The 19334-nt window shown below is 58.6% G+C and carries 21 protein-coding genes and 2 pseudogenes; 14 read left to right on the top strand and 9 right to left on the bottom strand.

The window, feature by feature from the left end; all coding sequences use genetic code 11:
• Positions 1–8 precede the first annotated feature (8 nt).
• The 3 genes from P0086_RS02135 to P0086_RS02125 form a co-directional block, all read right to left on the bottom strand.
• Entirely contained in the window at positions 9–506 is a 498-nt protein-coding gene (locus P0086_RS02135) for a YHS domain-containing (seleno)protein (RefSeq protein WP_275782243.1), read from the bottom strand.
• Positions 507–540: 34 nt separating this feature from the next.
• Positions 541–1131 carry an ankyrin repeat domain-containing protein gene (locus P0086_RS02130; protein WP_275782242.1) on the bottom strand — a complete coding sequence of 197 codons (591 nt, stop codon included), beginning with the start codon at positions 1129–1131 and terminating at the stop codon, positions 541–543.
• Between the two features lie 205 nt (positions 1132–1336).
• Positions 1337–3448, bottom strand: coding sequence for a catalase (locus P0086_RS02125; RefSeq protein WP_275782241.1), 2112 nt, complete (start codon positions 3446–3448; stop codon positions 1337–1339).
• A 300-nt stretch (positions 3449–3748) separates the two neighbouring features.
• On the opposite strand from P0086_RS02125, the gene P0086_RS02120 reads away from it, so the two are divergent.
• Complete coding sequence (locus P0086_RS02120) at positions 3749–4462, top strand: IS6-like element ISRsp9 family transposase (RefSeq protein WP_052642687.1); 714 nt, start codon at positions 3749–3751, stop codon at positions 4460–4462.
• Positions 4463–4773: 311 nt separating this feature from the next.
• Complete coding sequence (locus tag P0086_RS02115; protein ID WP_275782240.1) at positions 4774–5547, top strand: hypothetical protein; 774 nt, start codon at positions 4774–4776, stop codon at positions 5545–5547.
• A 430-nt stretch (positions 5548–5977) separates the two neighbouring features.
• Here the strand turns inward: P0086_RS02115 and ligD are convergent, their stop codons facing one another.
• Entirely contained in the window at positions 5978–6907 is a 930-nt protein-coding gene (gene ligD / locus P0086_RS02110) for a non-homologous end-joining DNA ligase (RefSeq protein WP_345799292.1), read from the bottom strand.
• 44 nt (positions 6908–6951) lie between these two features.
• The gene (locus tag P0086_RS02105; protein WP_275782239.1) at positions 6952–7398 is read right to left on the bottom strand and encodes an HD domain-containing protein; all 447 of its coding nucleotides are present in this window, start codon (positions 7396–7398) and stop codon (positions 6952–6954) included.
• 498 nt (positions 7399–7896) lie between these two features.
• Here P0086_RS02105 and P0086_RS02100 point away from each other — a divergent pair, with 498 nt between their 5' ends.
• The gene (locus P0086_RS02100; RefSeq protein WP_112596670.1) at positions 7897–8127 is read left to right on the top strand and encodes a hypothetical protein; all 231 of its coding nucleotides are present in this window, start codon (positions 7897–7899) and stop codon (positions 8125–8127) included.
• Positions 8128–8146: 19 nt separating this feature from the next.
• Entirely contained in the window at positions 8147–8473 is a 327-nt protein-coding gene (locus P0086_RS02095) for a hypothetical protein (protein WP_275782238.1), read from the top strand.
• Positions 8474–8894: 421 nt separating this feature from the next.
• Here P0086_RS02095 and P0086_RS02090 read toward each other — a convergent pair whose 3' ends face one another.
• From P0086_RS02090 to P0086_RS02080, 3 genes are all read right to left on the bottom strand, one after another.
• Positions 8895–9134 (bottom strand): tail protein X, encoded by a 240-nt coding sequence (locus P0086_RS02090; RefSeq protein ID WP_275782237.1) that lies wholly within the window; start codon positions 9132–9134, stop codon positions 8895–8897.
• 8 nt (positions 9135–9142) lie between these two features.
• Positions 9143–9631, bottom strand: coding sequence for a phage tail protein (locus P0086_RS02085; RefSeq protein WP_275782236.1), 489 nt, complete (start codon positions 9629–9631; stop codon positions 9143–9145).
• Between the two features lie 70 nt (positions 9632–9701).
• The gene (locus P0086_RS02080) at positions 9702–10127 is read right to left on the bottom strand and encodes a pyridoxamine 5'-phosphate oxidase family protein (RefSeq protein WP_112596675.1); all 426 of its coding nucleotides are present in this window, start codon (positions 10125–10127) and stop codon (positions 9702–9704) included.
• Between the two features lie 389 nt (positions 10128–10516).
• Here P0086_RS02080 and P0086_RS02075 point away from each other — a divergent pair, with 389 nt between their 5' ends.
• Positions 10517–10942, top strand: a complete 426-nt coding sequence (locus P0086_RS02075; protein WP_275782235.1) for a GNAT family N-acetyltransferase — start codon at positions 10517–10519, stop codon at positions 10940–10942.
• A 525-nt stretch (positions 10943–11467) separates the two neighbouring features.
• On the opposite strand, the pseudogene P0086_RS02070 reads toward P0086_RS02075, so the two are convergent.
• Positions 11468–11729 (bottom strand): annotated as a pseudogene (locus P0086_RS02070) (damage-inducible mutagenesis protein); the annotation flags it as partial.
• Between the two features lie 501 nt (positions 11730–12230).
• Here P0086_RS02070 and P0086_RS02065 point away from each other — a divergent pair.
• From P0086_RS02065 to P0086_RS02025, 9 genes and pseudogenes are all read left to right on the top strand, one after another.
• The gene (locus tag P0086_RS02065; protein WP_112596678.1) at positions 12231–12668 is read left to right on the top strand and encodes a helix-turn-helix transcriptional regulator; all 438 of its coding nucleotides are present in this window, start codon (positions 12231–12233) and stop codon (positions 12666–12668) included.
• Between the two features lie 66 nt (positions 12669–12734).
• Entirely contained in the window at positions 12735–14510 is a 1776-nt protein-coding gene (locus tag P0086_RS02060; protein ID WP_275782234.1) for a hypothetical protein, read from the top strand.
• A gap of 29 nt (positions 14511–14539) precedes the next feature.
• Positions 14540–14758, top strand: a complete 219-nt coding sequence (locus tag P0086_RS02055; RefSeq protein WP_112596682.1) for a hypothetical protein — start codon at positions 14540–14542, stop codon at positions 14756–14758.
• A 260-nt stretch (positions 14759–15018) separates the two neighbouring features.
• The gene (locus P0086_RS02050) at positions 15019–15963 is read left to right on the top strand and encodes a YcaO-like family protein (protein ID WP_345799291.1); all 945 of its coding nucleotides are present in this window, start codon (positions 15019–15021) and stop codon (positions 15961–15963) included.
• On the top strand, positions 15960–16679 hold the full coding sequence (locus tag P0086_RS02045; RefSeq protein WP_275782233.1) for a TfuA-like protein: 720 nt from the start codon (positions 15960–15962) through the stop codon (positions 16677–16679). Before P0086_RS02050 ends, P0086_RS02045 begins: the two co-directional genes overlap by 4 nt.
• A complete protein-coding gene (locus tag P0086_RS02040; protein WP_148188184.1) occupies positions 16622–17011 on the top strand; it encodes a hypothetical protein in 390 nt (129 codons plus the stop codon). The genes P0086_RS02045 and P0086_RS02040 overlap by 58 nt, the downstream gene beginning before the upstream one ends.
• Positions 17012–17117: 106 nt before the next feature.
• Positions 17118–17378, top strand: coding sequence for a DUF983 domain-containing protein (locus P0086_RS02035; RefSeq protein WP_345799290.1), 261 nt, complete (start codon positions 17118–17120; stop codon positions 17376–17378).
• A 166-nt stretch (positions 17379–17544) separates the two neighbouring features.
• Positions 17545–17947, top strand: a pseudogene (locus tag P0086_RS02030) (hypothetical protein).
• A 320-nt stretch (positions 17948–18267) separates the two neighbouring features.
• Entirely contained in the window at positions 18268–19311 is a 1044-nt protein-coding gene (locus P0086_RS02025; protein ID WP_112600548.1) for a Gfo/Idh/MocA family oxidoreductase, read from the top strand.
• Positions 19312–19334 lie beyond the last annotated feature (23 nt).

Below are 19334 nucleotides of genomic sequence, written 5' to 3'. Positions count from 1 at the left end.
GATGCGGCTCAACGCGGTGCGTGGCGCCAGTCAATCCCGGCCTTTTCGGTTACGAGGGTTTGTTCAACCTCGCTCCAATGCTGCTGGGAATCGGGTAATTTGGTGGGGTTCGTGGCAAACCCCTCCGCCGCACCGGGATCGTAGGAGAGATACAGCTTGCCATCGATGATCCGCCATGCCTTGGGATCGATGTTGGTGGTGACCGTACCTAAGGAGACCCCATCGGCACAATAGCCGCCATATTGCGGCGCGTATCTCGTCGGTTCTTTCGCAAACAGATCACGGTTTTCCGCACTAGTGAACTGCCATGTCGCGCCGAGCCATCGATAGGTAAAGCTAGGCGAGCCTTCGACGGCCTTGTTCTGGTTGAAGTAAGCAACCGGGTCATATCCCTTGATCGCAAGATCACCGAAATAGCCGGTATTGACGAGATTTTCCGCCAACACAGGCCACGATAGCGAGCAGCCTCCAATGAGGACCGCTGCGATCAAACTCTTCAAGCGCATGCCAGCCTCCTTCCGGGCGCCTGCCGGGCCCGGATCATTTTCGTTTGGTACACTCCGCATAGAGCCAGTTGCCCACGATCTCGGCCTTCTGGCATTTCGCCCCGGCCTTTAGAAGAAGATCGGCTGCGTCCCAGTGCGATCGCCATCCTGCCTGTGTGAGAGGCGTGTAGCCGTTTCGTTCCTTTGCCTCGATATTGATGTTGCGGGTGAGAAGGAAAGCGACCACGTCAGTGTGCCCCTCTTCCGCCGCTCCATGCAGGGGCGTCATTTGATAAAAGTTCCGGGCATCGTTCACGTCGGCACCCTTTGCCACCAGCATTTCCACGACGTCCATCCTGCCGGCATAGGTGGCCGCGTGCAGGGCTGTCAGACCGCCCTTGTTGCGGATATCGATATCTGCCCCGCGCTCGAGCAGCAGCGCCAGTACCTCGGTATGGCCGGAAAGTGCTGCGATAATCAGGGCCGGCTCGCCGCTTTCGTCAAGCTCGGATGGATCGGCGCCCTTGTCTAGCAATCCCGCGATTGTCGCTACGTCGCCCTGTCGTGCGGCGTCATGAAGCGGACCTGCGGGTACGGGGGCCGGCAAGCAGAGAAGCAGAGCGAAAGAAAGTGGCAGTAGTCGCACCGGATAAACTCCAGGATGGCATGAGCCTCGGCAACTTCGGTTAGCCGACCACAATAACTGCTGCCCCTTTATATACATGCCTCCTAATGGACGATCAAGGCTGGCGGGTGGTGTCGCCTCCGGGGAGACCAGACCGGCACGGCCCTCACGCACCGGACCCCAGCTCCCGTGAGGATCCGATATGAAGCAACGCCCGATGATTCCGCTAGCTTAGCTTTGTCGCGGGCTCTCTCGCCCAGACCCTCAGTTTGCCCAGATCGCCGACAAAACCTTCGACAGTATCGTCATCAGCGAGCTCGATGGTTCCTTCGTCGAGATCATCGATGCCTGCCTTTTCGAAGAGCGGAGCGGCTGCGTTGACATAGCCTATGAACTTGCAGTGGGCATAGGCGTCGGCAACGAAATCGCGCACTGTCGCCTCGTTGGCAATGTCAGCAACCATGTCTGGGCCGGGAAGTAGCGCCACGGCATCGTAGAGAACCGATGGCCCGCCGTCGATCATCTGCTGGGCAGGAAGAAACGTCCCGTCGGAAAGCGTGACCCCTCCAATCTTCGGCGCGATAATTTCGACAACCGCCTTCTCCTGCTCGATCGCAGACATCAACGATTTCACGAGTCCTGCATCGCTCCCGTCGGTCAAAAGCATTCCGAGTTTTCGTCCCTCGAAACGGTCGGGACCGTTTTCGATGATGCTGAGGGCTGGCGATGGCTCGAGGTCCTGCCGGGGCTCCACTGCAGCATCCGCAACCTTCGGTAGTTCGACAATGCCGAGGCCGAGGGCGACTTTTCCGGCGAGCGTCTCATCGATGTTAAGAAGATGGGACACCACTCGTTCGCGGATAGCCGGGGTTTCGACCTTGCTTAGCTCGAATATCAGTGCCATGGCGATGTGCCGCTGCTCGGGCAATGTCTGGCTGATGAAGAACTGGCGCGCCTGGCTATAATGATCGGCAAAGCTCTCCGGCCGCAGCCGAACCTTCTGGCCAGCTTCTTCGGAGGGGAAATGGCGGTAGCCCGCCGTGGGCGACTCCCGCGGTCCCTCCCCCCATGAGTTGGGCTGATAATTTACACGGCCTTTGGGATTTCTCATCGCCATGTGCCCATCCTGCTGGAAATTGTGGAACGGACACTTCGGGGCATTGATCGGCAGATGGGTGAAGTTAGTGCTTCCCAGACGCTTTAACTGCGTATCGAGATAGGAAAAGTTGCGCCCCTGAAGCAGCGGGTCGTTGCTGAAGCCGATGCCCGGGGGGACGTTCTGGGTCATGAACGCGACCTGCTCGGTTTCGGCGAAAAAATTCTCGGGCATGCGGTCGAGGACCAGCCGCCCGATTGGCTGAACGGGCAGGAGCTCTTCGGGAATAATCTTGGTTGGATCAAGAATATCGAACTCGAAGTTGTCTGCAAATTCCTGGTCGAACAGTTGCACGCAGAGTTCCCACTCCGGGAAGTTGCCGGATTGAATAGCCTGCCACAGATCGCGCCGATGGAAATCAGGGTCCGCTCCATTGATCTTCACCGCCTCGTTCCAGACCACCGACTGAAGTCCGAGTTTGGGTTTCCAGTGGAACTTCACAAAGGTGGATTCATCCTTGGCATTGATGAATCGGAAGGTGTGGACACCAAAGCCTTCCATGAAGCGAAATGAACGCGGAATCGCCCTGTCCGACATGACCCACATGATCATATGCATGCTTTCGGGCGTCAGACTGATAAAATCCCAGAAATTGTCATGAGCTGACTGCGCCTGCGGATAGGCTCGATCCGGTTCGGGCTTCACCGCATGAATGATGTCGGGAAACTTGATCGCGTCCTGTATGAAAAAGACCGGAATGTTGTTTCCCACTAGGTCCCAGTTACCTTCTTGCGTATAAAGCTTAACGGCGAAGCCGCGCACGTCTCTTGCAAGGTCGAATGATCCCTTGCTTCCAGCGACAGTAGAGAAGCGGACAAAAGCTGGTGTCCTCTCGCCAGGACGTTGCAGCAAATCTGCTTTCGTGTAGTGCGCCAGAGATTCATAGGTTTCGAAGTACCCATGCGCACCATAGCCACGCGCGTGCACGACGCGTTCAGGGATCCGTTCGTGGTCGAAATGAAAGATCTTCTCGCGGAAGTGGAAATCTTCTATCAGTGCCGGGCCGCGCGCTCCGACGCGGAGCGTGTTCTGGTCGTCATCAATCGGCGTACCCAATGCGGTCGTCAGCACGTCCTGTCCGTCTTCCGCAAGCTGATGGAGCTCGCCGCCCTTTCCCCGATGAAGCTGTTGGTCGTGAACGGTCGCGATGTCACCTGCGGGCTTTGAGTTCTTGCGTGCCATGTCCCACCTCCTGACTTGAATGCAGGGTAATCCACACAAGTATGGAAAGTTCCATCCTTGCGAAGCGGGACGGATCTACAAAGCGTCCGCAAGGCCCTGGCACGGGCTGCGGCGGGGCAGCCATCATGCGGCCGCGCCGCGTGCCGGCTCCGGCTCGACGCCGCAAAAGACCAGGTGTCACTTTTTGCAGCACGTTCGGCGCGATCTCCACCGCCACAAGGACGGCGCCACATTCTAATATCGCGAGCAGGAGGCGTCGCCTTAACCGGCTGGTGCGGATCGAGGCAATAGTCTATCGGCATGACTGACGATGCGTCCGCCCGATACAAACGCCACCGCTTTCCAGCCGAGATCATCGCGCATGCGGTATGGCTCTATTACCGGTTCCCGCTGAGCCTGCGCGATATCGAAGACCTGCTTGCCGAGCGCGGCATTGCCGTCTCGTTTCAGACCGTCTCAGAATGGACGACTAAGTTTGGCCTGAAATTCGCCCACCAACTCAAGCGGCGGTCGATCGGCAACTTCGCAGACAAATGGCATCTCGATGAGATGGTCGTATCGATCAAGGGCAAGAAATACTGGCTGTGGCGCGCCGTCGATGCCAACGGCTACGTTCTCGATGCTCTGCTGCAAAGCCGCAGAAACAAGGGAGCCGCTCTTCGGCTGATGCGCAAATTGTTGAAGAGCCAAGGTGTTGCGCCGCGCGTGATGGTGACAGACAAGCTGCGTTCTTATTCCGCCGCAAAGCGAGAGATCATGCTGGGGATCGAACACCGTTCGCACAAAGGGCTCAACAACCTCGCAGAAAATTCTCACCTTCCCGTTCGACGACGAGAGCGACGCATGATGCGGTTCAAGTCGGCAGGTCAATGCCAACGTTTCGTCTCAACCCACGGCCAAATTGCCAATCTTTTCCAACTTCATCGAAAACACCTGAATGCCGCTGATCATCGCCAACTCCGCGCCCTCGCCAGCGCCACCTGGCGTGAGATCGCGTTGCCGATCCAAGCCTGAAATTCAGGACAAAGAAATGATTGCGTCCTACGTCAGGTTAAGGCGACGCCACCAACATGAGTTCTCCTGAGGTACCCGCGGCTCGGCTGGCATGGCAACGGTTTGTATAGATCTGGTCGGAGCAATGCGGACGCTGCGTGAGGTCTGATAGTGACTTCCGCAACAATTTACTTTCAGGAAACCGTTTTCGTCGACAGTCAATACGAAAGCCAAACACAGACGTGCTTCTGCAATGCCGAGTTTGAGAGAAAGGCCGCGACCCGCAGCTGACCCATTGCTGCACTCTCGCTGCCTTAGCTACGGAACCTGCGATGGCGATCGACCCTGATGCACTTGAGGAATTACGACAAAGACACCGTCGCTGGCTCGCACAGCTTGGCATTCTGGATAGGCCGTGGTTGATCCTTGGCTCCGCCCCCTCCCCCACCATTCCACCTGACCTGATTGGACATTGTGCACGTGTCGACATTAACAACGCCGGGAAGACAGCCAACGCGTTAGGGCTTCCGCCTGCGGACTTGACGTTTCGCAAGCGGAGGAAGTCGTGGGATGAACATCCACATGTAAAGACGAGAGGCCTGCTATGGCTCCACAACAAGCCTCTCTGGTGGATGCATCTGGAACTCCTGGCTAAGCCGCACGTGCGCTATGGAAGCCTCATGCGCGCCACCAAGGCTGAACGCGAGGCAATGGTAACCGCGGTGAGTGGCGGGCTTCCCGCCGGCATTGGAGCGGTCGGCAAGGTGACGAACGGCGTCGCCGCCACCTGCTACGCACTTTTCATGGGCGTGCCGTCTGTGACGCTCGCGGGGTTCTCAACTACCAGGATGGGCCATTCTTACGACGACAAAGGGAGACCTCGGAAGCAGATCGCTGAAGACAGCTACCTTCTGAAGCGTTTAAAGGGTCGCGGAAACGTCTTCACGACCGAGCTGGATCTCTCCGAGCATGTCGGGCTTCCAATTGTTGGTGAAAGAAGCGACGTCGCCGCGCGGATGACAGTTTTGCCGTCGAGCACAGTCCTTAAATCCTTGGGACCTGCGACCTCCGTACAGACGAAATCACTAAACGTGCCAACCGGGTAAGCGGCAGTGAACGCCGAGTCAACAAGCGCATTCGGCAGCTCGGCGGCGTCCACAATTGCGGTGCCAAGCTCTAAAGCCTGAGTGAAGGGAAGTTCTCCCCTGACCAATTGTCCTGCGGCCGCCTGCGAGATCATTACGACTGGAATCGCGCTATGGCCGTGTTCGTCCTGTTCAATACAAGGTGCGGGGGGGTTGCGCGGAGGTCACAGCCTGAGAGGCGTAGGATGGAAAGCCCCAGATCCTGCTTTCAATCATTAGCTCAAAGAAGATGGCAAGTGGAGACCTGAGCGACGCGGGATTGGCTATCGTCAAGCCGCTCTTCCTGCGAAGCGTGGACGTAAGTCCCGCCCTTCCCACGATAATCGCCAGTTCATGAATGGGATGTTGCGCGTGCTCCGGCTGATGCCGGATAGCTACTTCCCACCGGTTGCTAGTCCCCAATGCGGTAGACCGACGCCTCGTCCGCTTCGTCCCGGAGCCCTTTGAACGAAGCGTGACGTAGCTTCCCGTCGCGGGTCCAGGCTCGAAATTCTACCTCCGCCAGCAGTATCGGTTTTACGAACACGCCCTTGCGCTTTTCGACCTCAATGGCGGATTTCGGAATCGCTATATCGTCCAGCTGGCGGCGTAGCGCGGTACCCGATCGGGCGGTGAAGCCGGTTCCGACGCCGCCGACATAGACCAGCTCATTCCCTTTTCTTGCCGCCAGGAGCAGGCGACCGATCCCGCCGAGCGCGGCTTGAGAGGGCTGGTAGCCGACGATTAGGAACCCCTCGCTCTGGACGCACTTAACCTTCACCCAGTCGCCGAGGCGTCCGGAACGATATGGCTTCGTAACGTCCTTGCCGATGATGCCCTCAAGGCCCATGCCGCACGCCCCCTTCAACAGATCCGCGCCGTTCGCGCCGATCTCCTCAGACAAGCGAATGATGCCGCCCGGAACGTGAACCACAGCTTCAAGCATGGCTCGCCGGTCGTGCAGTGGCATGCGGCTGAGATCGTGACCATTGAGGTAGAGAAGGTCGAAGGCGTAGAACAGAGCTTCACCGGCGCTGCGCTTACCGCCGCGCCCTCCGAGAGCCTGCTGAAGGGCTCCAAAGTCGGAACGTCCCTGTTTATCGAGAACGACCGCTTCTCCGTCCAGGATCAGCGTTTTTGCGTGCATCGCGTCTGCAGCCTGCGTAATGGCGGGAAAGCGATCGGTCCAATCATGGCCGCCGCGCGTGATGATACGGACGCCCGTCGCCTCCTTGTGAACCGCCAACCGATAGCCGTCCCATTTCACCTCGAAGAACCATTCCGGCCCGACTGGCGGCCTACGGACAAGCTGTGCGAGGCAGGGTTCGATACGAGCCGGCATCGGGTCGTGGCCGGGTGCATCTTGAGAACTATGTTTCGCCATACCTACACCGTACTGGCTGCTTGCTGCGATGCGGTTTTGGCCGTTGCGGTCGCAAGGTCTCGCATGATCGGTGTAACGTCCCCTCCCAGCTGCAGTGCTTGAACGAGGTTGTCTCTCAGGTCCGCAACCTTTACATCCGCAGCCAGCTTGTTGCTCAGGGCCCTGCGGATAAAGCTCTCGTGACTCTCCGAAGACGCTTTTGTCAGTGCCTGAACTGCCGCCAGAACCGGGCGCGGAAACCCCTCAGCTTGGAGACGCTCTATCGGCCATCTGCGTGTTTTTTCAACGACATCGTGCAAGTATGCAACCGCCTTTTCGTCTGCAGATTTCACCTGTTCCGCGACGCGCCGGCAATGTTCAATGTATGGCTCTCCAGCCTTATCCAATTGGCCTCGGTGAGCGTCTTGAGCGATTTCAAATGCTCGCCTCACCATGACTTCCGGGGTCATGTCTGCCTCCTGCCTTTGCTTTATGAGGGGAAGCTCGGGCTAGCCATTTTTGTTCCTATGGAACCTCAACAAGCGACAGGTGTTCACTGCACCATTGAAGGAAGGTCCCAGAGGCGCTGCGCATCGGCCGAAGAGACCCGCGATGTTCTCTTGACGTTCTGCAGCCTTTGGGCAACGCAAGCCTATGTCCGGCGAAATCACCCTCTCCACCCTTGGACAGTTCCATGACCAGGGATACCGCTTCGACCTATGGTGCCCGCGGTGCCAGAGGGGCAAGACGGTGACGGCTGAGAAGTTCGTGTCGAAGCTTGGGAGTGACCACCCGATCCAGGTCGCGGATCACGTCCGCTGCTCGGAGTGCGGCGGCAAGGGGATCGAGGCAAGGATCAGGCCGCCGACGCCGGATGTGGACCACAGGCTGCCAGGGCAGTAGCCATCGATTGCATCGCCTTTCCAGATCGTTCGGCTGCTCTATCCTTCTCCAGGATGGAGGAGATCATGGCCGATATACGCTCGCCTAGAACGCCGATCAGCATGGACCGTCTACTCGAATGCGAGGCGGCCATAGAGACACGGCTGCAGGACCTCGTCCGCGACGCAGTGATGGCAGGATGGGATGAGATGGAGGTCTGTACGGCGATTGCTACCTTGGCCGATCACCATATCCTTGCCGTCTTGGGCAATCCGAAAGCCTATCGAACAACCAAGCGCGCACGGAAGAAGCGATAACTTCGCGAAAGAAATACCGATGGGTTCGGACATGGGAGTGGAGACCGGCATCGACGGCAAGCCGGACGAGGACTATCAGGGGTTAGAGGGCGAGATAAGCATCGGGCGAGTCTACCCGATCCTGCAGACCTTGAAGGCGGGGAAAAGGTTCTGGGCGATCCAGTACCCAAAAGGCGCCAAGGCATGGCTGCCAGAAGCGGCTGGGCGGCTCGACAAGTTGGACAAGCAGTTGACCGCCCTGGAGGGTGAGATGCGAACGCTCGACATGCAGGAACTCCGCCTGTCGGCCGTCGAAAAGCAAACCAGCGATGCCGCCGTCTCTATGCGGTCGCTCGAGGGACACTGAACGTCCCAAGTCTCTTCGATTACCGGGGGCGACATCTGCTGCGTCTTGGGGCTTCGACATTCGCGTCGTTCGCGAGACCTTGCAGCGGATCGAGTCCAGTCAGCCGGTGAGGCAGGAACGCTAGAGCACCTGCCAGACATGCCCGGCCATGCTCGCCAGCGTCAGCAGCACGCCAGCAATCAGCAAAGCGTACAGCCACCATGGGTCACGGGTCATCTTGCTTCCGCAAAAAAAGCCCCGCCACATGCGGGGCAAACGGGCTATCAAAGCCCAGAGGGGAACAGCGCCGAGGCGCTGAACTGTACGTACCAACCTTTCGATGTTCGTGCAAAGTGCTAAATCTAGCTATTGCTATCATTGCGAGAACCGAGGAGGACGGGAGGAGAACTTGGCTGGCTGCCGGCAAGCTATCGCGCCGGCCCTAGCTATTGGCATTGGCCGCCGACATGTCCTGCCCGTCGAGGTGATTTTCCGACGCCTGTTCCGGAATGTCGGGGATGATGACGGTGGCGCCGATCGGCAGATGCATGCCAAGCCCGGCAAGCCCCGGATTAAGGGCATAGGTGTCTTCGAGCAGGCCGCGCCCGCGCACGCCGTGGACACGCCAGAGCAGCGCGTCGAGGGCGATGCCCTCGCGCTCGGCGGTGATGGTTCTCGGCATGGGTGGCCTCAGTTGAAGGTGTTGAAGAGCGACAGCAGGCCTTGGATGATCTGTTGCCGGGCGCCGATATCGTGCGCGGTCTTGATCATGGTGATCGAGTGCCTGACGACGAACGGCACGCCGGTTCGCGCCAGTTCAGAATGGCTCTCGCTGATGCTGGTGATGGCTAACCAGCCATAGCGGTGGCCGTCACCGCGCATCAGCGGAAAGCGCGTTCCAGCCCACCGCATCGGGTGGCCGATCTCCAACTGGTCGGTCCCGCCGATCCGTACCGGCAGGATCTGTCCGGCAAGGGTGATCTCGTCTTCGCCCTCACCGGTAAATTCCTGCGGTGGCAGAGCGCCGATCACCGGCTTGGAAACGATCGAGGCGCAGGCGACGGCACCGTCGACATTCATCTCGCCCGGTACGCCGATCGATACATCCCCGTCGAGCAGCTGCTGGCCTTGTCGAGCCGTCCAACAGCGAGAACGGAATGCGGCGGGCCAGGCCGTCAAGCCCGCGGTTTGCGATCGGGTTGAAAAGGGCGAACAGGCCGGCGACGGCGACCCGAAGCCGTCGCGTCTGTCAGAATTGAATCTCGATCAGTTCGGGAGGCTCTTTGTTGAAATCGGAGTATCGAATCCACCGCGGCGTCGCTTTGAACATCACGGCCCCTTTCTCTATGAACTCCCTGTCGGCAGGAAGGCTGTTGAGATAAGCTTCCTGGTATTGTTCGATATCCGCGGCAGGAACCCTTGTTGCCTCGCCCTCGTATTGAACCGTGATATTGTCGTTCCATCCGACTACGAACGCGACGCCGGGACGCTCCGCTAGATTGTCGAACTTTCGCGTGTCGTTGAAAGTGCTGAACACGATCTCAAGATTGTCGCGCACCGAGAAGTCGATCGTAGCAGCCTCCGGCGTTCCATTGCGATGGCAGGTCGCGATGACCGCCAAGGTGTGCTTTCTCAGGAATTCAAGGATCAGACGTTGCGTAAGCAAATCGCCCATTGTCTCGCCCCTCAGTGAGTATTCTCGTTTTTGCCCCGTTCAACAGCCCGCCGCCTCAGAGGGTTTGGCCCCCAGCGACACGAGCTTGCAAGGTATGCGGCTATCCGAAGGTTTTCAACATCGCGGCGCCCCAGGAGGAGCGCAATGTCTTCTAGATGTGCACACCTGGATTCTTGGGCACCTGCCGAAGCGGTAGGGGAATAAAAGGCGACCCTTGTGCGACCGCCTAATCCGCCCGCGGCGAGCATGACAAAATTCTGGATCTCTGTGCTCTACCTTAAGACTTGCAGTCTTCCCTTGCTGCGATCAAAACGGATACCGACGCATCTGCTAGGTGGAACAATGTCTGTAGCGCTTCTGCGCCTGGCGTGAAGAGGAAAAGAAGTCAAATGAACCAGCCTACCTACTCAGTCGTAGCTCGAACCCCGTCAGTTGCGGAATATTTGCATCTTCGCGCCGTGGCGGGGCTAACCCCGTTTGTGGAGGCCGCCGCGCAAAAGGGGTTGCAGGGGACCATCTTTTCCGCACTCATCTTTCACGAGGGTTCCGCGGTCGGAATGGGACGCTTGATCGGAGATGGAGGCTGCTTCTTTCAGGTCGTGGATATCGCCGTCCATCCAGAGCACCAGGGGCGCGGGCTCGGAAAGACAATCATGACGGCCATCATGGAGCACGTGAAAGAGAACCTTCATCCTTCGGCTTATGTCAGCCTAATCGCTGATGTGCCGGCAAACACGCTCTATGAAAAGTTCGGCTTCAAGGAGACCGCGCCAAGGTCTCTGGGGATGGCGTATCGTGTAGACACGTCGGCGTGACCGCTTGTGGCGGCGCAAACCAGACGCCGCCTCTTTTGCACTGTTTCGCGTAGCACCACGACCAGCCATCGCTGCTACAAAGTTGTTACGCAACTCGTTTTATTTTTATTGGGACGTTTCGAACCAGTTGATCAGTGGACCGACGGCGAAGATAGAGGGAAACATAGGCACGATCACCAAAGATCTCGGCCAGCTTCCTGAGCTTCGCGGCACAGGCGGCATCTGGCATGTCCGGCACCAGTATACCGATCAGCCCCTGAGCATAGAGTGCTATTTTCATCGAAGTGCAGAATGCTTTTGGCTTTCCCGCCCCTGCTTTACAAGAGCCAGTAGCCGGGTCGGCCGCGAATGGGCGCCCGGTCGGTCAGATGGACCAGGATCGACGTGCCGTCAGCCAAGTCAAGGCAGGCGGCGACGGGAGAATCTTGCGACAATCGCCCACTGCGTCAGTCGTTCCAGCGCGGCAAGGTCGGCCGCCGGATCTACATCGATCATCGTGAGGCTGCAGGCGGCGCGATGCCGTCATGGCAGCCGCACCAACTCGGCAACGACTGCACCAACCCCGCCGTATCGCAAAGCCTCCTCGAAGCTTGCAAGTACCGCCTCTTCCTTGTCGCACTCGACGAAGACGAAGCGGTCGGGATGAAGGTCGACCTGGGCAGGGCGGGAAGGCGTCGACCGCGGCGTTTCCGCAGCCGGCCACTTGATGGAGCGCGCCGTAGGCAAGTCCGCCTCGAACGGCAGGACGCCGCGAGTGCGCAAGCCGTCCCCCCTCCAGACTGGCGATTTTTGCTCGCAGTTCGCCAAGAGCGCAATGTACGGGCGGAGGAGGTAGTCATGTATCCTTGCAGCATCCGGCGTTTGAGCGGGAGTCATTGCGCTTAAAGTGTCGCCGTCCGAAACGGACCCCGTCTCTCAAAGACGCCTAACGCCAGACCGGAGCCGCAGCCGGGTGTCCTGACCGAGATGCGGCTTTCCGACAGAGACACGTTGCTGCTGGCAGCCACTACTGTTCGCGATAAGCACCCCCGGAGTGGAAATAGAAACCGAGGCCCGCGCGCTGACCGAGCTCGGTGCTCAACTTGCCAGGTGTTCTGAGGAATTTTGATGTGCATTCGCCGTTCGGCCGCGACGCGAGCGCTGCAACTTCAATGATCCGTTTGACGGTCTGCAAGATAACCCCTTCGTAACGGCGCGAGGCCGGGAATTCTGTTCATGATTCATCGCGGAAGTTGCATCGGCATTGCTAGTGGGACATACTGACATTCGTCGCTGGACTGGGGGGCACATGGAACAGAGGAAACCGAATCCGATAGACGTTTTGGTGGGCTCCCGGCTCAGGATGCGCCGCCTCATGCTCGGACTTAGCCAGGAAAAGCTCGGCGAGCGCCTTGGCATCACTTTTCAGCAAGTTCAGAAATACGAAAAGGGGACCAATCGGGTTGGCGCCAGCCGTCTGGTTGCCATTTCAGGGATCCTTAACGTTGCTCCCAGTTTTTTCTTTCAGGATGACAGCAAGTTGCTGCCAGAGGGTGTCGTCAATGAGCCCGACGAAATCGCTTCCTTTCTTAAGACGAGCGAAGGCTTTGCCCTGAACCGGGCATTTGCCAAGATCCAAGATCCGGTGCTTCGCAGAAAAATTGTGGCGCTCGCCAAAGCGCTTGCAGGGCAAACCGAAGACCCCGATATGCCTGCGCCCGAGCGCGGCAACGAGCAGCGTATTTAGGTGTCGGCCGCCTGCCGCCTATACACACTAGGCCGGCTCAGATTGGCGGGCCCTGACGGGAATGATATGGCATTCCCGCAGATGGGATTGATCGTCCTTGCTTTCCTGAAGGCAAGTGGTCTACCCAGCTGCGCCAGGCCAGAGATCGCCAGGCTTTTGTGGGGCGACGTCGATCCGCATCAGGCCTATGCAAACCTTCGCAAGACGATTTCACGCATCTTGGGCCGCCAAGCAGAGCTCGGTCTGGAACTTTTGTCATTCTCGAAGACAGAAATTGGGGTAGGCGCAGATACGGCCGATACCGATCTGGACGACGTCCTCGCCGACAGCTCGACTATCGACAAGGCCCGGGCACGGCGACTGATATCCTCCTTACGCAAGGAATTTTTGCGAGACACACGAACGCAAAGCACGGCGCTGGCCAACTGGATTGTCCGCGAACGTGAAGCGCATTTTGGTATCCTTCGCCGCTGTGTTCTCGCCATTGGCGTCTGTGGCGAGGACTTGGCCAACCGCTCGACAAAGGACGCCGCAATCAGGCTTTTGGAACGTGACCCTTCTGACGACGCGATCCGCGCCCTGCTTCGAGGCGCCATGTTCCAGATGGGCGGAGACAGGGCAGTGGCCGTTGCGAACCATGGAACTGTGCTGCCACTGCCTCTCGAAGAGAGGACGCTCAGCACGCAGGCTTTGCCGCGGCTGGTACTGCTCCCACCTTTGGCGACTGAGGCAGATCATGAGACCGTCTCATTCGCCACCGCGTTGATTGAAGATGTTACCATCGGCCTGTGCAGCATGCGTTCCGTATCGGTCGTAGCGCCCTACAGCGCGGCCAAGATTCGTCACCAGACTGACAAGGCAGCGACCTATGAGCGACATGCAATCAGCTACGTTCTCGATACACGGCTCACGCGCGAAGGCGGGCATCATTCCTTGTTCGCCCAGTTGATTTTCTTCGGCAGTGATGAAGTTGTGTGGGCCGAACGCTTTGAATTGCACGGTGCAGGATTGCTCAGGTCACGACGCGATCTCGCACTTCGCCTTGCGGCTACCCTCACACAACAGATCCACGCAAGCGAAGCCATCCGAAGCAACTACGAGCATGATGCTGACGTCTATCGCCGCTTCCTGCGCGGTCAGAGCCATCTAACGAATCTGAGCCTCCCGGAAATCCGCAGAGCGAAAAAGAACTTCCGGGAAGCGCTTCAGATCAATCCGGAGTTTGCTCCCGCACAAAGTGGCCTTTCCCGAAGTTATTTCCTGGAGTGGCTTGTCACGGCGCGAAACGATGCGGGCCTGCTGTCGGCAGCTGAGCGACACGCCCGAAACGCCATCGATGCCGACCCTCACTTGTCTGCCGGATACAAGGAACTGGGCGTTGCCAAGCTCTATCTGTGCCAATTCGACGAAAGCGCCGAGTTTTTTCAGAAGGCGGAAGCCCTCAGCCCGCACTATGCAAATCTGATTGCGAGCTTTGGAGACGCCTTGATCCAGGGTTCACGGCCCGCGGAGGGACTGACAAAGGTCAAGCATGCCATCGAGCTCAACCCGATCGCTCCGGATGAATATTTCTGGACAGCGGCCGGCGCCTGCTACTCGCTTGGGCAATACGAAGATGCACTGAACTACATCGGCCTTATGGAAGACAGAACGCCCGCGGACCGGCTTTCAGCCGCAAGCTGGGGGATGCTTGGTGATATGCGCAAGGCGCGCCAGTTTGTCCGAAAGACGTTCGATGTTCACCCAACGTTTGATCTCGACACATGGATGGCTCTGGTTCCGTTCAAGGAGGAGTGGCAGAGGCAACATTACAAAGAGGGGCTTGTCAAAGCCGGGTTCTGAGGACTTGCACAACTGGAGAAGGGTTACAAATGTCAAAGGTGGTTGTGATCGGTGTTGCGGGAGAAGACGGATTATGGGTCGCTGATCTCGGAGCTGGAACTGTGACGCGGATCGTAGATCCGACTGCGGGCGCGCTCCAAACAGCCAACGAGCTGCGAAAGAGCGGCGTCACTCTCACCAAAGGCATAGATCTTGCGGTCGTTGCGCAGTCCGCCGCATCGGTATCCGGCGGCTATATGGACGGCTAGCAAGGCATGGAGAGTGCCGCCGAAGGCTATAGCGATAGAACTCGTCAGCCGGCGGAGACCTGGGTGCAGGTCGAGCCTTTGCTGCGGCAATTCGGAATAGCCCGGCTTTCCCGCCTGACCGGACTGGACAGACTAGGCATTCCGGTCTGGAGCGCCGTATCGCCCAACTCGAAATCAATCGTTATTAATCAGGGCAAAGGCGTCAGCGACATGGATGCCCGCGTTTCCGCTGCGATGGAGGCCTTGGAGCGAGCCGTCGCTTGCACTCCGGCTGTTCCAGTTCTGGAGGCATCGCCCGCAGAACGGCAAACTCTGGCAGATGCTTTGCCACGCTGTCCCAGCTGATCGCTTCAAACCAGGACGACATTCGAGAGGATGAGACAATCGCCTGGATTGAAGGCAAAGACCTTTTCACCAAGGCTGCGGTTTGGGTTCCCTTGGAGGCTGTGATCTTGGACCGGACGCGCGACAACTGCCGCTTCTGGCAATCTTCCGATGGACTGGCCTCGGGGAACAATGAGTCGGAGGCCACGCTTCATGCTCTGCTCGAACGGATCGAACGGGACGCCGATGTACTGTGGCGACTTCGATCACTCTCTGCACGGCTATCGTCCTGCGTAGACCCGGCCGATTTCAATGATCCCATAGTCGATGACCTGGCACAACGATACAGTTCGTCGGGACTGGACCTTCGCCTGTTCGATATTTCGAGTGACATAGCTATTCCGTGCTACGCGGCAATAGTCGCCGAAAGGGGCATTCTCACGCGATCGCAGCCTCGGTTCTATGAGGTGACCATCGGCTACGGCGCCCATCTGGCAGAAGAGCGGGCCGTGATCCGTGCGTTGACCGAGGTGGCCCAGTCGCGTCTCACTTTTATCAGCGGCGCCCGGGACGATGTGTTTAGCGAAACTTATGAACGTCCTCTACCGAAGCAGACGCAGGATCTCTTTGGGGCGAGATATGGAGTGCGAGACCGAAAACGATCCATGGTCGCGTCCGGGGACCCTTCGGTGATGTTGAAAAGCGTACTGTGCGAACTGAGTTCAGCTGGAATCAAGGCCGCCATTTCCGTGCCGCTCCATTCAGCCAATTTTCCAGTAGCAGTCGTCAAGGCCATCGTCCCGGGTCTCGAAAACCCTGACGGTGCACGCAGGCGTAGGTTTGGCGAACGCGCCCTGGCGCTCGCCATAAGTGCCAGATGAAGGTCATTTTCGTCGGGCCGAGCCTTCCCGATGCCGCCTCACTCAGCGCGTCCGGCATTGTCGTGCGCCCTCCCGCCAGGCAAGGCGATATACTGCGCGCAGTGCTCGATGGAGCTTCCGTCGTCGGCTTGATCGACGGGAGCTTCGAGTATACGGCGCCGGTTTGGCATAAAGAGATTCTCTACGGCCTTACCGAGGGTGTGTCGATCTTCGGCAGCTCGAGCATGGGTGCTCTTCGGGCAGCCGAATGCCAAACGTTTGGTATGATAGGGATCGGCGAGGTCCATCGGCGATATTCAACGGCGATGATGGTCGATGACTCAGATGTTGCGCTGATCCACGCACCGGCTGAACTGGGATTTCGCGCTCTTTCCATTCCGATGGTCAACCTCGTGGTGACCCTCGAGCATCTCGTTGCGGCGGGTCACGTTACAATGGAGCAGCAGGACGAACTGATATGCATCGTCAGGAAAATTTTTTATAAGGAGCGGAACTGGGGAAGCATTGCAAATGCGGCGTGCCTGGAGAATCCGATCTATGACGCCGACTTCTTCGAGAGCTTTCGTGCCTTCTATATCGACATAAAGCGCGCCGATGCATTGGCGCTTATTCGGGCCGTCATCCACGCACCCGACCAGCGTTCCGGGACAAGGCCGTCATGGGTTTTCAGGTCGACGTCGATGTGGAAATCGATGTTGAGCGACGCGAAGCGCTGATCGGGACTTCTCATATTGCGTGTGTCACGCCAATGTCACGCGCATGCGACACTCATCACCTCTATGCTGCGCCAACGGTTGGGCACTGGGGAAAGACGATGAACTTGGCAGCGGCGGTACCGCCCGGTATTGATGGCAGAAGGCGGGAGCTGATTGCGCTTGCCCGCCTTCTCACATACGCAAAGGATACGGCGGAGGCACTGGAAGCCGAGGTCACAGCCTTTTGCATCACATCCGCAATCAGCGCGATACTGGACCAATTCTCAGGCGACAGCATCGGGGCCCAAGCCCTGGACGAATTCATCGACCTGAAGGCTGCCCGCAGTTGCTAGGAAAAGGCCTGGCGACGTCAGGTTTCTTGTACAGCTCCTTCTGACGGCACGGTCAATGGACTAGTCCGCCGTGCCTTGCTCGGTCAGTGCGAGCCTGCCGTACGCTATGGAACATCATGTTGATGACGAACCGGGAGAGCGGCGATCCCCTTATATGATGGGCCTACGTGGTCGCTGTGCATGGTGTGGGGAGGGCCGTCTGCTGGACGGCTTTCTGACGCTGAAGCCCCGCTGCGAAATCCGCAGGCTGGACACCTCGTTCGCCGATCCCGCTGACGGGCCGGCCTTCTTCGTAATGACCGCAGTGCTCGCCCTTGTTGCATGCCTTTCTTCCATTGCGTCCACCGAAAAGCCGGTTGGTCCATAGCCAATATTTCCAAAAGGCGGTACAGGACGATCGACGACGGTTAGAGCGTTTCCCTGACCGATTGAATCGGGGGCTTCGTAAATCGGGCGCGTTCTGATTCAAGCTCGCTGCCGACTGAGGTCGGCAGAGATGTCGAAAGCGCTTTCCCGTTGATTTTCGTACCCGTGTGCTTGCCGCTGTCGCCGGCGGGGCACTCACCGCAAAGCCGCCGCGCGATTTGGTGTGAGTGCCGCGTGCGTAACATTTGGCGCAACTTGGAAATCCGGCAAGGAAACATTCGTCCTGGTCGGCTCAGCGGCGACCGCAACTCCCGTAAGAAGCCCACGCGGATCTGATCATGTGTCAGCAAGTCGGCATTGCGTCGGTTCCTTGTGAGGCACGATGTTCCTGCCGCCATACAGTTCGGACTTCAACCCCTCGAAGAGGCATTCCGAAACAGAAGGCCTTACGGCGAAGGCAGCGAGCGAACCGTGACCGCCTTGTGGGATCGGATCGGAAAACTGGTCGACCTCATCCAGCCCCATGAAGCGCGAAGCTTCTTCAGCTCTTGCGGAAATGATCCATCGTGAAGGGGAAACGCTCTGGAAACGCCTCCGAGATAGGCGGTCGTGTGGCAGCGCGATGCAAGCTGTGGTCGTGTCGGATTGGCATGACGTCACCGCGGGCATCATAGATGATGCGGGAACCGACTGGGCGCTACGGAGTTAGGCGGCTTTTCGGCAACCTCGCAGCAGAGACCATTGCATGGATATCGTATCGTTAGGACAGGTTATGTCGGTCGGACGACGGCCTGAACTTGCCACTCTACGAAACGGGCTCCGTTGCTCCGACAACGACGCGGACGAGGTAGCCGGCCAGACGGTTGTCCCGAAACGAGCGGGGAGCTCCCATGAAACCGCAACGCTTTCTGCCCGAAGGTGCTCCCCTTGCCGGTCATCGTCCTAAGCTCGGCTTTCTGGGGACGGGCTGGATCGGTCGCAACCGTCTGATGGCCATCGCGCGGAGCGACCTTGCCGACGTGTCCTGCATTGCCGATTCCGACGGCGCGATGCTGGAACAGGCCTGCCGCCTCACGCCGGGAAGCGAAGTCCTTCACAACCTTGATCAGTTGCTTGAACGGGAGTTGGACGGTCTCGTTATCGCCACGCCGAGCGCCATGCATCCCGAGCAGGCGATCCGGGCGCTCAAGGCCGGCGTGGCCGTGTTCTGCCAGAAGCCGCTGGGGCGTGACAGAAAGGAAGTGTCGCATGTGGTAGCCGCCGCCCGCGATGCGAATCGTCTCCTCGGCGTGGATCTTTCCTATCGTTTCACGACGGGCTTTCAGATGATCGCCGAACGGATCGGCCGGGGAAACATCGGAACCGTATTTTCCCTCGATCTGGAATTTCACAACGCGTACGGCCCTGACAAGCCGTGGTTCTATGAACGGCATCTTTCGGGTGGCGGTTGCCTCATCGATCTCGGCATTCATCTCGTCGACCTGGCGGTCTGGCTCCTGCAGCCCACCGGAGTCCGCGTCGTGGACGCGGCTCTTTATAGTAACGGGCAACGGATGCGTTCTAGCAGTAATGTAGTCGAGGATTTTGCCACGGCGACGCTTGAGTGCAACGATGGCGCAACAATACGCCTCGCCTGTTCCTGGCGACTTCATGCGGGATGCGACGCCATCATCCGCTGCCGGTTCTTCGGTGAACGGGGCGGTCTGGAATTTTCAAACGTCGGCGGTTCGTTCTACGATTTCCACGCCCATCATCACCTTGGGACATCATCGAGCGAGCTGTGTCGTCCACCTGAGGACTGGAGCGGCCGTGCGGCTGTCGACTGGCTTCGGCGGCTGGCTGAAAATCCTGGCTACGATCCCGCCTGCGAGCAATTTGTCCGGAGCGCAAGAATTCTCGACGACATCTATTACGCCGGGCTTCGCCAGGAATAGACGCCATGACAGGGATCAGAGAA

Source organism: Mycoplana sp. MJR14 (assembly GCF_029210525.1).
GTDB lineage: Bacteria > Pseudomonadota > Alphaproteobacteria > Rhizobiales > Rhizobiaceae > Mycoplana.
Note: the sequence above shows the minus strand (reverse complement) of the source record. Positions and strands in the feature narration are given on the sequence as shown.

What these genes read in the sequence shown, in the direction of transcription:
- P0086_RS02135 (WP_275782243.1), bottom strand. Translation starts at nt 506, where the DNA reads ATGCGCTTGAAGAGTTTGATCGCAGCGGTCCTCATTGGAGGCTGCTCG.
- P0086_RS02125 (WP_275782241.1), bottom strand. Translation starts at nt 3,448, where the DNA reads ATGGCACGCAAGAACTCAAAGCCCGCAGGTGACATCGCGACCGTTCAC.
- P0086_RS02120 (WP_052642687.1), top strand. Translation starts at nt 3,749, where the DNA reads ATGACTGACGATGCGTCCGCCCGATACAAACGCCACCGCTTTCCAGCC.
- P0086_RS02115 (WP_275782240.1), top strand. Translation starts at nt 4,774, where the DNA reads ATGGCGATCGACCCTGATGCACTTGAGGAATTACGACAAAGACACCGT.
- ligD (WP_345799292.1), bottom strand. Translation starts at nt 6,907, where the DNA reads ATGCCGGCTCGTATCGAACCCTGCCTCGCACAGCTTGTCCGTAGGCCG.
- P0086_RS02105 (WP_275782239.1), bottom strand. Translation starts at nt 7,398, where the DNA reads ATGACCCCGGAAGTCATGGTGAGGCGAGCATTTGAAATCGCTCAAGAC.
- P0086_RS02100 (WP_112596670.1), top strand. Translation starts at nt 7,897, where the DNA reads ATGGCCGATATACGCTCGCCTAGAACGCCGATCAGCATGGACCGTCTA.
- P0086_RS02095 (WP_275782238.1), top strand. Translation starts at nt 8,147, where the DNA reads ATGGGTTCGGACATGGGAGTGGAGACCGGCATCGACGGCAAGCCGGAC.
- P0086_RS02090 (WP_275782237.1), bottom strand. Translation starts at nt 9,134, where the DNA reads ATGCCGAGAACCATCACCGCCGAGCGCGAGGGCATCGCCCTCGACGCG.
- P0086_RS02080 (WP_112596675.1), bottom strand. Translation starts at nt 10,127, where the DNA reads ATGGGCGATTTGCTTACGCAACGTCTGATCCTTGAATTCCTGAGAAAG.
- P0086_RS02075 (WP_275782235.1), top strand. Translation starts at nt 10,517, where the DNA reads ATGAACCAGCCTACCTACTCAGTCGTAGCTCGAACCCCGTCAGTTGCG.
- P0086_RS02065 (WP_112596678.1), top strand. Translation starts at nt 12,231, where the DNA reads ATGGAACAGAGGAAACCGAATCCGATAGACGTTTTGGTGGGCTCCCGG.
- P0086_RS02060 (WP_275782234.1), top strand. Translation starts at nt 12,735, where the DNA reads ATGGCATTCCCGCAGATGGGATTGATCGTCCTTGCTTTCCTGAAGGCA.
- P0086_RS02055 (WP_112596682.1), top strand. Translation starts at nt 14,540, where the DNA reads ATGTCAAAGGTGGTTGTGATCGGTGTTGCGGGAGAAGACGGATTATGG.
- P0086_RS02045 (WP_275782233.1), top strand. Translation starts at nt 15,960, where the DNA reads ATGAAGGTCATTTTCGTCGGGCCGAGCCTTCCCGATGCCGCCTCACTC.
- P0086_RS02040 (WP_148188184.1), top strand. Translation starts at nt 16,622, where the DNA reads ATGGGTTTTCAGGTCGACGTCGATGTGGAAATCGATGTTGAGCGACGC.
- P0086_RS02035 (WP_345799290.1), top strand. Translation starts at nt 17,118, where the DNA reads ATGGAACATCATGTTGATGACGAACCGGGAGAGCGGCGATCCCCTTAT.
- P0086_RS02025 (WP_112600548.1), top strand. Translation starts at nt 18,268, where the DNA reads ATGAAACCGCAACGCTTTCTGCCCGAAGGTGCTCCCCTTGCCGGTCAT.